This window comes from Ruegeria sp. CDSB114 (genome assembly GCF_059611025.1).
In genome coordinates, this window is record NZ_JBXWOT010000002.1 from 307,203 (window position 1) to 321,598 (window position 14,396).

Genomic DNA, 14,396 nt, shown 5'->3' on the forward strand with positions numbered 1-14,396 from the left:
TACCCCCTCGGCCGGCCCCTCACTAGTTGGGGGACATCAACCCAATTCCCCCAAAAGCTCACTTACAAGCGCAGGCACTTCGTGCCAGTCGGCGAAGTTACGGGTATGATACAGTTCAGAAACCGGGCTTTTCCGATAACCTTCCGTGAATAGCAAAAAGGGCACCTGGGCCCGTTCAGCGGTTTCTGCATCGACCTCACTGTCACCCACGAACAGGCGCGGACCTATAGCGGCCACTGCATTAAAACTTGCCTCAAGATGGGCTGGGTCTGGTTTGCGCGTGGCCAGGCTGTCACCACCCAAGGTGGCATCGAAATGATGGGTCAGGCCCATCGACTTCAGAACATGGTCAGCCGGTGCTTTGGGTTTGTTTGTACAAACACCCAGAACACAACCCATCTGGCGCAGCTGTTCAAGCGCTTCGGCCACGCCAGGGTAAACGACGGTTTTGTCGCTGGAGGCTGCGTTGTAGTGGGTCAGCGTCAGTTCCGATAGCTCGGCATGGCGATCCATAGGCAGGTCGCAATGAAACATCATACGTTCTACCAATTTCGGGAGGCCATTGCCGACGAATTGTTTGATCGTGTCCTGGGGCAGGGGCGGGACACCAGTGTCCCGCAGCATTGCATTCGCAGCGGCGGTGATGTCCGGAAGGCTGTCGACCAGTGTTCCGTCCAAATCGAACATAATTGTAGCGCTCATTGAAATCCTTGCCTCTGAAGCTGCACCGCAAGTCCTAACTGGTGTGTTCAGGCAGTGCAATTCAACCCGGTTGCGAGAGTGGGATATTGAGGCTTGACATACCTGACTAAAATAATCAGATTATATTTTAAGCCGTCAGCAACCCCGGAATCGGGCCAGCCAGATACCCGAAAAGTAAACCGATAAGGCGCATTGCCCGAAACCCTCCGGAGTGATCCTGATGAATGTTCAGAACCCGAATCCCAGCCAGTCTTTTGCCGTATCAATGCTGCCTGCACATAAGGCTGAAGATCTGACCAAAGGGGGCAATCTGGCCCATATCGAGCTGGGCGATCAGCTGTACACCCTGCGCATCACGCGCGCGGGTAAACTGATCCTGACGAAATGAGCGCGCCTGCAGCCCGGGGTGGCGCGACCGTTGGTCGTCTGTCCGACCTAAGCCCTGTCGAGGCCGGTGCGGTCATGTACCTGCGCCTCTGGGGGGACGGAATGCAAACGCGTATGGATGCGGCGCAGGACTTTCAGATCGCCCTGGGCACGGATCAGGGTCGGGCAGCGATGTTGACGCTGGACCGGCTGTGCTCGCTTTGTGCCCATCACGGGCGACGCCCGCTGATCCGGCATGGGTTGGGCTGTGCCTGCCTTGGCGCGGATGAAAACTGTTTCGCCCAGATGATTGCGGCGGCATCAGAAGGCGCGCGCGAAGACGCTATGATGATGGCGTCCCTGATCGTCCGTCCCGATTTTGCCCCCGCATTGGCCGCTTTGTCTGAGGATTTAGGGCTGGCTTTGCGACGCATGACGGTCTCGATCCCGATGCCAACCTCAAGACATCAGAACCCCACTGCCACGCTGCACTAAGCAGCAGGGCAGGTGCAGAACCCCGGCGAATGCGTGCCGGGGTTCCGTGCATTCAGCAGCAGCCACACCCAGCGTGGTGATGGTCATGATCACACGAAGGTGGCGGGCTGAAATCGCCAACCTCAGCCAGTACCTCCCGCAATGCCCATAGGATCATGTCCACATCTTCCGCCTCGATCGTCAGCGGCGGGCGAATTTTCAGGATGTTGTCCTTTGGTCCTTCGCTGCCAATCAGAATGCGGTGGTCGCGCATCCGGTTTTTGACATATTGGCAGATCTCACGGCCTTCAGAGCCATCGGGATTGATCAGTTCGACTCCAACGAACAGGCCCATGCCGCGCACATCACCGACAGATCCGAAATCGGTCTCGATCTGACGCAGGCCTGTCATCAACCTGTCGCCCATCAGGCGGGCATTGTCCTGCAAGCCTTCATCATCGACGATATCCAGAACTTCTTTGCCGATGCGGCAGGACAGGGTCGACCCGCCAAAGGTCGAAAAGAACTCGATCCCGTTGTCAAAGCTGCGGGCGATCTCTTTGGTGGTAACCAGAACGCCCAATGGATGACCGTTGCCAATGGGTTTGCCCATGACCACGATATCCGGCAGCGCGCCTTGATGCTCAAAGCCGAAATAATATTTGCCCAGACGCCCCAGACCTGTCTGCACCTCGTCGGCGATGCAGACACCACCAGCGGCGCGGATTTTCTCATAAACTGCGGGCAGATAGCCTTTGGGTGGTATGATCTGCCCGCCAACTGAAGGGAAGGTCTCGGCAATGAAACCGGCAACGTCCTGACCTTTGTCCTGTAGGGCTGCAATCGCTGGGTCCACTAGATCTGCAAACTTCTGGGCGCGATCGGGGTCGTCGCGCCGGAAAGACCCTCGGTAGTCATCCGCGACCTCAACCAGTTCCACCCAATCCGCCTGACCAACTCCGCCCGGTTTGTTGAACTTATAGGCCGAAATTGCCACCGCGGCGTTGGTATTGCCGTGATACCCATGATCGGGCGTCACGATCCCTTTGGCGCCGGTATGGGCGCGGGCCAGCCGCAGGGCGAGTTCATTGGCTTCGGTGCCGGAATTCACAAAGAAGCAGACCTCGAGGTGATCGGGCAGCTTGGACAGAACCTTATCGGCAAAAGCCGTCTGGGCCGGATGCAGATACCGAGTGTTGGAATTCATCCGCTTGAGCTGATCTGCTCCGACAGCCTGAATGCGCGGGTGGGCGTGGCCCACATGGGGTACATTGTTATACGCATCCAGATAAGGGCGACCCCATTCGTCAAACAGGTGATGCTTCCAACCGCGTACCAGCATGACTGGATCGTCATAGGTCAGGGACAGGTTGCCTCCGAAGTGGTCCTGCCGTCCCTGCAGGATCGCCTGTTTATCGGTCGGCCGATAGAACACCTTGTCATCGGGAAGGTTCAGCAGAGCCGCCGGATTCGGGCAGACGGCGTGCCACAGTTCAAGCTCGTCAGGGTCGCCAACACCCGGCCAGTTGGCCTGCATCCCGTTGGTAGTCAGGGCCAGCTGGAAATGTACATGTGGGGCCCAGCCCCCGTTCTGTGTGACATCCCCAAGCCGTGCAAACGCCGCTCCCTGTGCGACTGGATCGCCCGGGTTCAGCCTGTCGCAGACCTCGGGATCCAAATGTCCGTAGAGTGTATAGAACGGATCGCCTTGGGGTGTTTCGTGATGCAGGATCACCACCCCGCCATAGTCAAGGTGACTGTCGCGGTTCTCGACCGCCTCGACCCGGCCACTGATCGGGGCATTCAGGACAGTGCCGGCAGGCGCGAACACATCCACCGCCAGATGCACGGTGCGTCGGTCCGAAGCTTTCCATGGCCCTTTGCGGAACCCCGGCTCTGCGTAAATCAGGCGGGGTTCATTGTAATATCCCAACCAGAAGTCTGTGATATTTTCCTCGCCAACACGTGCCGCCTCGGCCAGGGGCATGTGGAATGGGTTTCGCGGCCACACGGAGTTTTCGACCGATAGCGAGCCAATGGGCACATCTTTTAGACCCTGTCCAAACATCTCGGCGAATTGACCACGATGCGCGGACAGATAGGCATGGATGCGTTCGGCCCCATCGGTGACCGGCAGACTACAGGCGACGCGCAGGCGCGCTGGCATCAATCCGCCATTGACGCTGTGGTCCTCAAGAAACCGCCAGGCCGGCGCCTGACTGATGGTGACATAAGGATCATCCGGGTTTTCAAGGGCCATCAGGGTCGAGTTCACAACCGACACAGCCAGTCGCATCCGCAAGAGAGGCCAGATCAGATCGACTTCGTCCGCGCGCAGGGGGTTTGCCGCCTGATAGCCGCGCACCAGTGCCGCCAATGCGCGTTCGGGTTGCGGATGATCCAATACGATATAGGCCCCGGCAATCGCCAGATCGCAAACGCGTGGCGCGGCACACATATCGCCAAGGTCAATCAAGCCCGACACCCCCGGGCGCTGGCCAAGCTCTGCTTCGACCAGAACGTTATAGTCATTGGCGTCATTATGAATCGCCTGACTGGGCAAGCCTGCCAACTTGTCTGATATCGCATTGAATTCGGAACATATCTCGGCCAGCACTGCCTGTCGCGCGGGGCTACTAACGGTGTCCAGATGCTGTTCGATCCACCCTGCCCGCGTCAGATTCCATTTGAAATCGCCCCGGGCCAAACCCTCATGCGTGAACCGCTCTAATGCGCGGTCTGTAGCACCCAGAACGCGACCCAGCTTTAGGATCAACTCTTCGGATTTGGGTGCCGATTTCGCATAGCATTGCCCAGGCAGGCATTCCAGCAACCAAACAAGGCGCGGTACCCCCTCGTGATCTTCGATTCGGGGCAGATAGCCCCCCTGCAAATCGGGAAACACTGTAGGAAATGGCAGCCCTGGTGCTTCTGAGGCGATATGTTCTAAGGCTTTGACCTGCAGGTCCACAAGCTCTGCTTCGCATCCGGGGCGCATGACTTTCAGAACATAATCCTGTCCGTTGGTTGCCCGGACCAGAAAATTAAGATCGTATTCGCCGTCCAATCGGGTCAGCCGCGCGTCCAGCCCCCAATTTTGCCGCAAAGCATCAGCCCAAAATGCGATGATGTCGTTCATTTGAAACCCTGTCCCAGTAAACCGGGGTCCTTTTCATCTGGCTAAAAATATCTTCGGGAGTGAATTGGCCCTGCGGGCCAAGAGGGGGGCAGACAGCCCCCTTTTCCCGTTACCCCAATGCGCGCAACCGTTTAATAAGCGAGGACGTATCCCACCGATTCCCGCCCATTTTCTGCACATCCTTATAGAACTGATCAACCAAAGCCGTCACCGGCAGGGATGCCCCTGTTTCATCTGCGGTATCCAAGCAAATTCCCAGATCCTTGCGCATCCAGTCCACCGCGAAACCGTGCTCGAAATGATCGTCCAACATGGTTTCATAGCGGTTCGCCATCTGCCAACTGCCTGCGGCCCCCTGACTGATCACTTCCACAACCGCCCGGCCATCCAGCCCGGCTTTTTCGGCAAAATGCAGCGCCTCGCTGAGGCCCTGAACCAGTCCGGCAATGGCGATCTGGTTGCACATCTTGGTCATCTGACCGGCGCCACTGTCCCCAATGCGGCGGCAGATTTTGGAATAGACCTGCATAATGGGCTCGGCCGCGTCATAGGCAGCCTGATCCCCCCCGCACATGATCGACAGAACGCCGTTTTCGGCACCGGCCTGTCCGCCCGAGATCGGCGCATCTACAAAAGCGATTCCTGCAGTTTTCCCGGCACCATAAAGCTCTCGGGTTACCTTTGCGGAGACGGTCGTATGGTCGACGAAAACCGCGCCGCTGGACATTGCGCCGAAGGCGCCATCGTCGCCGGTGCAGACCATGCGAAGGTCATCATCATTGCCCACACAAGCCATGACAAACTCGGCTCGCTCAGCCGCCTCGCGCGGGGTAGCGGCCATTGAGCCGCCATATTGGGCGACCCAAGCCTCGGCCTTAGCGGTGGTTCGGTTGAAAACCGTGACCTCATGACCTGCAGTCTGCAGGTGGCCGGCCATTGGATATCCCATGACACCCAAACCAAGGAACGCAACTTTTGCCATTTGGTGAACCTCTCTGCTGTCCGGGTCCGGTCAGACGCCGCAAGCCGGATTGTTTGGCAGAGACAAAGCAAAGCTGAAGACAAAGGGCAACCCCGTGTCAGGGTTGTCCGCCCAAATCCTTCAGGATCGGACAATCAGGCCTGTCGTCGCCGGCGCAGGCGTCAATTAAATGACCCAACGTATCGCGCATCGCATTAAGGTCGGCAATCTTCGCTTCGATCTGGACCATATGCGCGCGGGCAACCTTCTTCACATCTGCACTTGCGCGGGATTCATCCTCATACAAGGCCATCAGGGTCCGGCAATCTTCGATCGTAAATCCCAATGCGCGGGCCCGGCCCAAAAAGTTCAGTTTGTGCACATCCTGACTGCGGAACCGGCGATAGCCATTATCATCGCGCAGGGGTTTGATCAGTCCGATATCTTCGTAATAGCGGATGGTCTTGGTAGGGAGACCGGTTTGGTTGGAAACGTCGCCGATATTCATGACGTCACCATTTGTGGAGCCGCCGTATGTGATCCCTCGGGCAGGCTGGCGCGAACCCTGCGAAGACGCAGCGCGTTTGTGACGACAAAGACGCTGGACAAAGCCATGGCTCCGGCCGCCAGAACCGGGGAAAGAAGCGGGCCGCCAAAAGGATACAGCAGCCCGGCGGCGACAGGGATCAGCAAAACATTATATCCAAACGCCCAGCCCAGATTCTGTTGGATATTGCTCATGGTCCGGCGACTGATTTCAACTGCATTGGCAACCGCGCGCAGATCGCCCGACATCAGCACCACATCCGCCGTTTCAATCGCCACATCCGTGCCAGTTCCAATAGCAATGCCGACATCCGCCGCAGCCAATGCCGGGGCGTCGTTGATCCCGTCACCGACAAAGGCCAGCTCTCCGAACTGGTCGCGCAGGGCGTTGATTGTGGCGAGCTTTCCGTCCGGCAGGACCTCGGCTGTGACATGATCGATGCCCAGCTTGTCTGCCAAAGCAAGCGCTGTCAGGGCGTTGTCCCCGGTGACCATCGCCAATGTCAGGCCCATCGTGTGCAGCCTGCGCAATGCCTCGACCGTGCCGGGTTTGACCGGGTCTGAGACCGCAAGAAGTGTTGCGGCCTGACCGTCAATCGCGACGAATACGGGGGTCGCCCCTTCGGCGGCATGCTGGTCGGCCTGTCGGCTCAGCGCTGACAGATCAATTCCGTTCTGCGTCATCAATCTGGGTGAGCCGATCAGCAGATCATGCCCATCGACAGACGCGCGGGCGCCCAGCCCAGTCAGCGATTCAAAGCCGGAGATAGGGGGCAGGTCCGCCGGTCCGGCCCGCGTGATCGCCGTGGCAATCGGATGCTCGGACCGCGCCTCAACCGCAGCGGCCAGCCGCAGAACAGTATCGCGCTCAAACCCGTTCGTGGTCGTGACATTCGCCAGTTCGGGGCGCCCCATTGTCAGCGTCCCGGTCTTGTCCAGCGCGATGATTTTGACCTGTTGCAGTTGCTGTAACGCATCGCCTTTGCGGAACAGCACGCCCAGTTCAGCCGCGCGCCCCGTGCCCACCATGATCGACGTCGGAGTCGCCAGCCCCATGGCGCAGGGGCAGGCAATGATCAAAACCGAAACCCCTGCGACCAGCGCCATCGGCAAGGCAGGCGCAGGGCCAAAGATCAGCCAGATCGCAATGGTCAGTAGGGCAACGCCGATCACAACGGGAACAAACCACGCCGTGATCCGGTCGACTAGCCCCTGTATCGGCAACTTGGCACCCTGAGCTTGCTGAACCATCTGGATCACCTGCGCCAGCACCGTTTCGGACCCAACCCGCGTGGCGCGCACGCGCAGCGCGCCCGTGCCGTTGACCGTGCCCCCTATCACCTGATCTTCGGCCGATTTCCCTATAGGAACGGGTTCGCCGGTGATCATGCTTTCATCCACGTATGAGGTGCCGTCCAACACTTGAGCATCCACTGGGACGCGCTCTCCGGGTCGGATCTGCAGCACATCGCCAACCAGGATTTCGGATATGGGCCGATCGACCGTGCCCCCGTCCTGTTCTAGCCGGGCTGTTTTCGGTTGAAGCCCGACCAGTTTGCGAATAGCGGCCCCGGTCCGGCCTTTTGCCCGCGCCTCCATCGCGCGACCCAGCAGGATAAGGACCACGATGACCGAGGCGGCCTCGTAATACACATTTGCACTGCCTTGCGGCAGAACCTGAGGCGCAAAGGTGGCCAGGACGGAATACAGATAGGCGGCACCGGTTCCCATCGCGACCAGCGCATTCATATCAGGTGTCCCGCGCAGCAAGGCCGGGATACCCTTGGCATAGAACACCCTTCCGGGGCCGATCAGCAGAACTGACGTCAGGACAAACTGGATGATATGGCTGGTCTGAATCCCGATTATCGCCTGAACCCAGTGATGAAAGGCTGGGATCATGTGCCCGCCCATCTCGAGTATAAACACGGGCATAGCCAGCGCCGCAGCGATCAGGGTGGTGCGGATCAGCGCAGAGGCTTCGCCCGGTTTGTCATCGTTGCTTTCGGCCATCCTGGAAGGGTGCGCCGGATAGCCCGCTTTAGTGCTTAGCTGCGCCAGCTTCACAGGATCAGTTGCCCCGTCGGCAAAACGAATGGTCGCGGTTTCAGTGGCCAGGTTGACCCGAGCACTTATGACGGCCGGATCTGCGCAGAGTGCTCGTTCAATCCTTGCGACGCAAGAAGCACAACTCATTCCGTCAATCTGCAGAACAGCTTCTGCCACTGACACTGGATAACCAGCTTTGTCCAGCGCGCCGGTCAGGTCGCTGATCGGCCCGTCATAAGTGACCTGTGCAGTCTCGGTTGGGAAGTTGACCGAAGCCTCGGTAACCCCGGGAACATTGCGCAACGCAGATTCCACGCGGCCTACGCAGGATGCGCAGCTCATTCCGGTGACTTTCAGTCTGATAGCATGTGGGGTGGCCAATCGACTCATCCTGTCCTGTTTCCAACCCTAGATGGGGGTTCCAGTCACAGGAAGGTCAAGGGCAGAGATCATGATTCAGGCACAATCTCTTGTTTCGAGGGCCGTACGGTTCTTAGTCTTGGGCCAGTTTTTCCAGCAGCAGCGAATTATAAAGCGCGGGCGGGGATGTCCGAACAGCTTCGGGGGATGCGAAAAATCCCAGCATAAGAAAGGCAATCGACAGAGCGAAACCAAACAGGACTATGAAGGCTCGGTGTAGCGTTAACGTTATCATGGTGTCAGTCCTTGAATCACAAGTTGGGGAATGCTTGGCACTGGGGCTTATTTCTTATTTTCCAGTTCCCGTTTCAGCCGGTCATTTTCCGCCTGAAGTTGGGCCATCTGCTGGCCCAATTCGTTCAGGTGGGGGCGCAGCTCGGCCTCGGTGAATCGTGGGGTAATGTGACTTGGGCAATTCCAGTCCAGACCTTCGACCTTGATAATGACTGCGCGCTCGGCCGGGGTCTGGGTGCCTTCGGGGGAGAGGCTGGCAGCCGCCGCAGCGCCTTCGGCAATTTCGACACGCCCAAGTATTTTCAGGCGTCGCTGGTTGGCATAATCCATCAGGATCAGCGCAACCCGGTCATTGCCATCCAAATTCCCGCGCGAGATATACTGTTTGTTGCCCGAAAGATCAGCATACCCAATGGTCTGCGCATCAAGTACTCGTAAAAACCCTGCGGGTCCGCCACGATGCTGCACATATGGCCAGCCGGTCTCGGACACGGTTGATTGGTAGAACCCGTCGCGGGCCTCGATGAACACTTTTTCGGCGGCTCTGATTTCGTGGCCCTGCACAGGGCCGCTTTCCAGGAATTTCGCATAGGTTTTCGCCGATCCCATCCTTTCTTGATGGGTGAGAACGGCAGACGTGAAGGTTAGTTTGGAAAAAGCACGTGGCATAATAGGTCCTTTCTACAGGCCCAGATCAGACAGGCCGGGATGGTCGTCAGGGCGCGGACCAAGAGGCCAAAGGAAAACCCTATCCTGTTGCCTGATCGAAAGGTCGTTCAGCGAGGCATGACGTTTAGCCATCCGACCATCCCTATCGAATTCCCAGTTCTCGTTACCATATGAGCGGAACCACTGGCCGCTGTCGTTCCGCCATTCATACGCATAGCGCACGGCAATACGGTTTTCCGAATAGGCCCAGAGTTCTTTGATCAGCCGGTACTCCTGCTCATTTCTCCACTTGCGGGTCAAAAGCGCGTGAATTTCAGCATGGCCCGCGACAAACTCGGCCCGATTCCGCCATTGGCTGTCCTCGGTATAGGCGGGCGTCACGATATCCGGATCGCGGCTGTTCCAAGCATTTTCAGCCATGCGGACCTTTTGTGTAGCGGTCTCAGCAGTGAATGGCGGCAGAGGGGGGCGGCTCATGTCATGATCCTTCAGGTCAGCGATGCAGCGAGCAGCGCGAGGGTCAACAGAAATGGGATGTACTGGCGGTTGAAGGGGCTGGTACGGCGTTTCATGACGGCTCCATAGTTAACTGATCGGTACATCGTGTCGTTAAGGTGTACTGATCGGTACCTCTTTGCAAGGGGCGCCTGTAAAATATCTAAAATTTTTCTCTATCCAGGTGGAAAATAAAGAGAATTTCCTGAACATTGGTGGCCCTTGCGGATTATGGAGGGTACAATTATGTACAGATCGGTACGTATAGGAGGCGAATCATGCGCCCAAACAAAAGGGATGAGCTGGTCCGCAAGGCCCTGAAGGTCTTTTATCGTGACGGTTTTCATGCGACCGGCATGGACAAGCTGGTGGCTGAGACGGGTGTGTCGAAGACTTCGATGTACAAACATTTCCGCACCAAGGAAGATCTGATTCTGGCGGCTTTGCGTCTGCGGGACGAGAATTTCCGCAACTGGTTCATGCGTCGTGTCGAGGAATTGGCCCACACCCCTGCGGACCAGTTGATTTCAAGCTTTGATGCACTGGGCGAGTGGTTCGCCGAAGACGGGTTTCGCGGCTGCATGTTCATCAAGGCTGGCGCCGAGTTCCAGGAGAAAGAGCACCCGATCCACGTGCAGGCGGCGGAACACAAGCGGTTGTTGTTGGAATATTTCACGGATCTGGCCCGCAAAGCCGGTGCCTGCGACCCTGAAAGCCTGGGATGTCAGATTCTTCTGCTGAAAGAAGGGGCAATCGTGACGGCGGTTCTGTTGAAAAGCTGTGATCCCGCGCAAGATGCCAAAGCTGCAGCGCGGGTCTTGCTGGAAAACGCGTTGGCCGCACCGATCCCGTGACCCGGCGAAATCTTCCAAAAGACGTTGCGTAGCGTTTCATCCAACGCATTGGATTACTTGGCGGTCCAAATTACGCTGGCAGCAAGTTGATCTTGGAGGATGCGCAATGTCTCTTATTACCCCTACATCCAGCTGGGTGTCAGAAGAGCACCAGATGTTTGCCGAAATGGCGGACCGTTTCATGCAGGACGAACTGGTGCCCAATATCGAGCGCTGGACCGAAAACGGGGTTGTTGATCGTGCGTTCTGGCGCAAGGCCGGTGACATGGGACTGATGGCTGGCGCGATCACCGAAGAACACGGCGGTGTCGGTGGTGGCATGGTATTTGATGCTCTGACCATGTACGCCCAGACCTCGCACGGAGATTCCGGTTGGGGCTATGCGATCCAGTCGATTGTCATCCACTATATCACTGCTTATGGCAGCGAAGATCAAAAGTTGAATTGGCTGCCGAAACTCGCCTCGGGCGAGATGGTCGGCGCGCTGGCCATGACAGAGCCCGGAACCGGTTCGGATGTGCAGTCGATCCGCACAACTGCGGAAAAGAACGGTAACTCATACTGTCTGAACGGGTCCAAGATCTTTATCACCAATGGGCAATCTGCGGACTTGATCCTTGTGGCCGCAAAGACCGACAAGACCCAAGGGTCGAAAGGGGTATCGTTGGTCGCGGTCGAAACGCAGGGCGCAGATGGGTTCCGCAAGGGGCGGAACCTCAAGAAACTGGGCATGAAGTCCAATGACACGGCCGAGCTGTTCTTTGAGGACGTCAAGGTCCCGATGACAAACCTGATTGGTGCGGAAGAGGGGCAGGGTTTTTACCAGATGATGCGGCAACTTCCCTGGGAACGCCTGACGATTGCAATCGGTGCCCTAGGTGCGATTGATTTCGCGATTGCCGAAACAGTGAAATACACGCAGGAGCGCAAAGCCTTCGGTCAGCGCGTGATGGATTTCCAGAATACCCGCTTCAAGCTTGCCGAGTGTAAAACCAAGGCCGAAGTGCTGCGCAGTTTTGTCAACGACTGTATTGCCCGGCTTGAGGCTGGAACTTTGGATGCATCGACCGCGTCGATGGCCAAATACTGGGGGTCTGAGGTGCAGAATGAGATCATGCACGAATGTCTGCAGCTGTTTGGTGGCTATGGGTTCATGATGGAATATCCGATTGCTCGGCTTTACGCGGATGCGCGGGTTCAGATGATCTATGGCGGGACAAATGAGATCATGAAGGAACTCATTGCTCGGTCGTTGGACACATAATCCTGTTCGGAACGCTCACTCCCCGCAGTTTTCTAGGGTGGTCGGAATGGCCCGGTCACGAGATTTGGTCGACTTGGCCTTGCAGCCAAGAACAGAACGACTTCAGCGGCTCGGATGCCACCCGGGATTGCGGCCAGACCAGAAAGAAATCGCCCAGACTGACGCCTGGGCCTTTCCAGGCGGGAACGAGTCGCCCGGTTTTCAGGTCGTCTTCGACCAGATAGCTGGGCAGCAGCGCCACCCCAAGCCCATGAATTGTGGCTTGTCCCATAGTCGAGAATTGGTCGAACAACATGCCGCCAAGCCCTGATGCCACAAGCCCTTGTGCGGCAAACCATTGCTCCCAGGCATCAGGGCGCGTTTCCAGGTGCAGCAGCGGGGCATTCATTAGCCAGTCAATCTGTTCGGGGTTTTTTGGCAGAATTTCCGGAGCGCAGACCGGTACAACGTTTTCACGCATGATCGGCAGGTAGTTGACGCCGTGCCAATCTCGACGCCCGAAATGAATCGCGGCGTCGAAATGTTCCGTTTCGAAATCGAAGGGGCGAAGCCGGGTGTTTAGATTGACGGTCACCTCGGGATGTCGGCGGGCAAAGTCCTGAAGACGCGGCGCCAGCCAATGCATCCCAAACGCCGGCAGGATCGACAGGTTCAGCGATCCTCCGGTCGGATTGGCTCTGAGTTTTAGGGAGGCCTGCGCCAGTTGGTGCAAGCTTTTGCGCGCGACCTGAACGTATTCTTTTGCCGCCGGGGTAAGCTGCAGCCGCATCTGGGTTCGCTGGATCAGTTCGATGCCCAGCTGTTCCTCCATCGACTTGAGCTGTCGGCTGATGGCGCTTTGGGTCAGCGAAAGCTCTTCCGCTGCCGCCGAAGCACTGCCAAGGCGGTCAACGGCCTCGAGTGCCAGCAGAGAGGGGATAGACGGCAGAAAACGACGGGGGGCGATCATATGATAATTCCTCATACCTTTCGGATGGAATATCACTGGCTTTTAGGGCCCGCCAGCCCGATACCAAATGAATATTTTGGTCAAGAGAGACGTTGGCAGTGTCCAGGGAAATCGCAGCAGATAGTTTTAGGCGTGCAGACAGGCTGCGCGGGATTGAGTTGTCAGAGATTGTTCAGATCTCTGAGCAGGCTGCGCGCCTTAAGGCGCAGGGTGTCGATGTGGTCGCGCTCAGCACCGGTGAGCCTGATTTCCCGACCCCTGAACATGTGGTCGAAGCGGCCCATCAAGCGGCGCTGGCCGGGCAAACACGATACCCGGCGACGGTAGGGGCGCTGGACCTTCGGGCGGCTATCGCCGTCGGGGCCAGTGTCCAGCCGGAAAACGTGATCGTCTCGACCGGTGCTAAACAGGTTTTGTCCGGGGCGCTGATGGCCACGCTCGATCCCGGGGATGAAGTTATTACCGCGGCGCCGTTCTGGACCAGCTATGCGGATATGGTCAGGCTGTCCGGCGGTAATCCGGTTGTCCTGGACTGTCCGGTTTCTCAGGGGTTCAAGCTGACCCCAGCACAGCTTGAGGCCGCAATTACGCCGCGCACTCGCTGGCTTTTGCTGAACACGCCCTCAAACCCGACCGGCGCGGTCTATACTGAATCGGAAATGCAGGCCCTGGGTCGCGTTTTGGACAGGCATCCCAGTGTTTGGGTGATCTCGGATGAGATTTACCAACACCTGACCTATGTTCCCTTCACGCCATTTGTTCAGGCCGTGCCGCATCTGGCGGATAGAGTGCTGACCGTAAATGGAGTTTCCAAGGCCTATTCGATGACCGGGTGGCGGATCGGTTGGGGAATCGGGCCATCACCCTTGATCAAGGCGATGACCGCTGTTCAGGGGCAGATTACATCAGGCGCATGTTCCATCGCACAGGCGGCAGCATTGGCTGCGATTACCGGGCCGCAAACGCTATTGGGCGAACGCCTGCAGGCGATGCGGGCGCGCCGTGATCTTGTGGTTACTGGGTTGAATGCCGCGGGTCTGGAGTGTGCCGTTCCGGATGGCGCGTTCTATGTCTTTCCCAAAACACCGGCTGAAATGCCGGTCGATCACGAATTCTGCCGGTATCTGCTGGACGAAGTCGGGGTGGCACTGGTGCCGGGGCGTGCCTTTGGTTTGCCGGGCCACCTGCGGCTTTCTTTTGCTTACGCCACCGAAAGCCTGCAAGAAGGGTTGCGGCGCATTTCTGTTGCGACCGCCAGATTGAAGTAGAGGGGC

General features: G+C 57.8%; 14 protein-coding genes. 5 read left to right on the forward strand and 9 right to left on the reverse strand.

The genetic code is table 11. The features are described from left to right. Positions 1–36: 36 nt before the first annotated feature. Positions 37–702 (reverse strand): phosphoglycolate phosphatase, encoded by a 666-nt coding sequence (gene gph, locus AC2FIP_RS09030; protein ID WP_496786044.1) that lies wholly within the window; start codon positions 700–702, stop codon positions 37–39. Positions 703–922: 220 nt separating this feature from the next. Between gph and hemP the strand changes: the two genes are divergently transcribed. Both hemP and AC2FIP_RS09040 read left to right on the forward strand, forming a co-directional pair. Continuing rightward, positions 923–1,090 (forward strand): hemin uptake protein HemP, encoded by a 168-nt coding sequence (gene hemP / locus AC2FIP_RS09035; RefSeq protein ID WP_142635762.1) that lies wholly within the window; start codon positions 923–925, stop codon positions 1,088–1,090. Continuing rightward, a complete protein-coding gene (locus AC2FIP_RS09040; protein ID WP_496786045.1) occupies positions 1,087–1,563 on the forward strand; it encodes a hypothetical protein in 477 nt (158 codons plus the stop codon). Before hemP ends, AC2FIP_RS09040 begins: the two co-directional genes overlap by 4 nt. A 52-nt stretch (positions 1,564–1,615) precedes the next feature. Here AC2FIP_RS09040 and AC2FIP_RS09045 read toward each other — a convergent pair whose 3' ends face one another. The 7 genes from AC2FIP_RS09045 to AC2FIP_RS09075 form a co-directional block, all read right to left on the reverse strand. Next, positions 1,616–4,681 carry an aminotransferase class III-fold pyridoxal phosphate-dependent enzyme gene (locus tag AC2FIP_RS09045; RefSeq protein WP_496786047.1) on the reverse strand — a complete coding sequence of 1,022 codons (3,066 nt, stop codon included), beginning with the start codon at positions 4,679–4,681 and terminating at the stop codon, positions 1,616–1,618. Between the two features lie 109 nt (positions 4,682–4,790). Continuing rightward, positions 4,791–5,663 carry an NAD(P)-dependent oxidoreductase gene (locus AC2FIP_RS09050; protein WP_496786048.1) on the reverse strand — a complete coding sequence of 291 codons (873 nt, stop codon included), beginning with the start codon at positions 5,661–5,663 and terminating at the stop codon, positions 4,791–4,793. A gap of 97 nt (positions 5,664–5,760) precedes the next feature. Next, complete coding sequence (gene cueR, locus AC2FIP_RS09055; protein WP_496700755.1) at positions 5,761–6,150, reverse strand: Cu(I)-responsive transcriptional regulator; 390 nt, start codon at positions 6,148–6,150, stop codon at positions 5,761–5,763. Then, the gene (locus AC2FIP_RS09060) at positions 6,147–8,618 is read right to left on the reverse strand and encodes a heavy metal translocating P-type ATPase (protein ID WP_496786050.1); all 2,472 of its coding nucleotides are present in this window, start codon (positions 8,616–8,618) and stop codon (positions 6,147–6,149) included. The genes cueR and AC2FIP_RS09060 overlap by 4 nt, the downstream gene beginning before the upstream one ends. Before the next feature lie 112 nt (positions 8,619–8,730). After that, positions 8,731–8,892: a hypothetical protein gene (locus tag AC2FIP_RS09065; RefSeq protein ID WP_185956647.1), complete on the reverse strand. Its 162-nt coding sequence runs from the start codon at positions 8,890–8,892 to the stop codon at positions 8,731–8,733. Positions 8,893–8,939: 47 nt separating this feature from the next. Next, complete coding sequence (locus AC2FIP_RS09070) at positions 8,940–9,560, reverse strand: pyridoxamine 5'-phosphate oxidase family protein (RefSeq protein ID WP_496786051.1); 621 nt, start codon at positions 9,558–9,560, stop codon at positions 8,940–8,942. A gap of 12 nt (positions 9,561–9,572) precedes the next feature. Continuing rightward, on the reverse strand, positions 9,573–10,037 hold the full coding sequence (locus AC2FIP_RS09075; RefSeq protein ID WP_496786052.1) for a nuclear transport factor 2 family protein: 465 nt from the start codon (positions 10,035–10,037) through the stop codon (positions 9,573–9,575). A 296-nt stretch (positions 10,038–10,333) separates the two neighbouring features. On the opposite strand from AC2FIP_RS09075, the gene AC2FIP_RS09080 reads away from it, so the two are divergent. Continuing rightward, complete coding sequence (locus tag AC2FIP_RS09080; RefSeq protein WP_496709140.1) at positions 10,334–10,909, forward strand: TetR/AcrR family transcriptional regulator; 576 nt, start codon at positions 10,334–10,336, stop codon at positions 10,907–10,909. A gap of 106 nt (positions 10,910–11,015) precedes the next feature. Beyond that, a complete protein-coding gene (locus AC2FIP_RS09085) occupies positions 11,016–12,173 on the forward strand; it encodes an acyl-CoA dehydrogenase family protein (RefSeq protein ID WP_496786053.1) in 1,158 nt (385 codons plus the stop codon). Between the two features lie 55 nt (positions 12,174–12,228). Here AC2FIP_RS09085 and AC2FIP_RS09090 read toward each other — a convergent pair whose 3' ends face one another. Beyond that, complete coding sequence (locus AC2FIP_RS09090; protein WP_142635780.1) at positions 12,229–13,122, reverse strand: LysR substrate-binding domain-containing protein; 894 nt, start codon at positions 13,120–13,122, stop codon at positions 12,229–12,231. Positions 13,123–13,220: 98 nt separating this feature from the next. Here AC2FIP_RS09090 and AC2FIP_RS09095 point away from each other — a divergent pair, with 98 nt between their 5' ends. Next, on the forward strand, positions 13,221–14,390 hold the full coding sequence (locus tag AC2FIP_RS09095; protein ID WP_496786055.1) for a pyridoxal phosphate-dependent aminotransferase: 1,170 nt from the start codon (positions 13,221–13,223) through the stop codon (positions 14,388–14,390). Positions 14,391–14,396 lie beyond the last annotated feature (6 nt).